At 66.0% G+C, this 215-nt stretch carries 1 protein-coding gene; it reads right to left on the reverse strand.

The features are described 5' to 3' along the window. The coding region (locus RGM2987_RS27505) for a hypothetical protein (protein WP_245146183.1) at window positions 1–215 on the reverse strand (215 nt) is incomplete at both ends.

The raw sequence follows: 215 nt of genomic DNA on the forward strand, positions 1-215 counted from the left end.
CCCATCGCACTGCTGACCGCCATGGACGCGGCGCCGCCCACCAGCATGCACGGCAATTTGCTGAAGAACTTGCCCTTGCCACCCTTGAGCATCAGCAGCGCGGTCACCGCCAAGCCCACGCCCGGGGTCTTGCCACTGCGAATCTCACGCACCACCACCGACCCGCCGCCGATGGTGACGTTGGAGGAAATCAGCCCGGACGACACGACCTTGGC

It is taken from the genome of Pseudomonas sp. RGM2987 (genome assembly GCF_022952855.1).
In the GTDB taxonomy this organism is placed as follows: domain Bacteria; phylum Pseudomonadota; class Gammaproteobacteria; order Pseudomonadales; family Pseudomonadaceae; genus Aquipseudomonas.